General features: G+C 43.0%; 1 protein-coding gene. It reads left to right on the forward strand.

Going from position 1 to position 1024, the window contains the following annotated elements; all coding sequences use genetic code 11:
- On the forward strand, positions 1-1024 hold a 1024-nt coding region (locus A3763_RS00195), incomplete at both ends, for an AMP-binding protein (protein WP_156494774.1).

The raw sequence follows: 1024 nt of genomic DNA on the forward strand, positions 1-1024 counted from the left end.
CCCACTGATCAAACAAGACTTTAAGTCTCTTGCTGAATATATACTCGAACATCAAATCGAACGAATTTTCATGCCTTATGTCGCCTTGAAAAACCTGATGCAATGGTTTGTTCGACTAAACATCGTGCCGAAGTCCTTGAAAGAAGTTATCACCGCGGGCGAGCAGCTAATTATCACTGAGGATATTAGGTCTATCTTCGAACAGCTCCCTAAGACAAGCTTGTCAAATCAATACGGCCCTTCAGAGTCTCATGTGGTAAGCGAACTTATCATGAGAGCCCCTGCCAGCGATTGGCCGGAAATACCCCCAATTGGTAGCGCATTACCTCACGCGAAACTTAATATATTGAATGATAATGGCCAAAATGTCAGAGCTGGAGAAGTAGGAGAGCTCTATATTAGCGGCCCAGTTTTAGCTACTGGTTACATAAATAATTCGATAGAGACAAACAAACGCTTTGTCACTATGACGATCAATGGCAAAGAACAACTTTGCTATCGTACAGGGGATTTGGTCTCAGCAGATAATAAGGGCCAGTTAGTTTATTCAGGTAGAACTGATAACCAAGTAAAAATTAGTGGCTATCGTATTGAGTTATCGGAAATTGAAGCCTGTTTAATGAAGCATGAGAGTGTCTCCAATGCAGCTGTAACAGTTTCAGAGAGCGAAGCGCAAAAATCGATTATTGCTTTTATTGTAAGCAACTCTGAGGATGCTTCAATACTCAAAGCATACCTCACGCAAGAGCTACCTGCCTATATGCAGCCGTCTCATTTTCTGTTCAGCGATGCACTGATGACAACGCCTTCAGGGAAAATCGACCGCAAGAGTATGCTCGCCCAGTATCACGCCAATCAAGGTAAGTTAGCTGAGCAGGTTTCAAGCATGCAGAAAGAGCAGCTAATAGCTGTGCCAGATAAAGTGTCACTAAGCTCAATGATCTATTCCTTGCTTGGTAACGACAATATCGACACATCAAAAAGTCTGGTTGATGTAGGCATGACATCACTCATGGCGAACCAG

The sequence above is a fragment of the Oleiphilus sp. HI0128 genome, assembly GCF_001635365.1.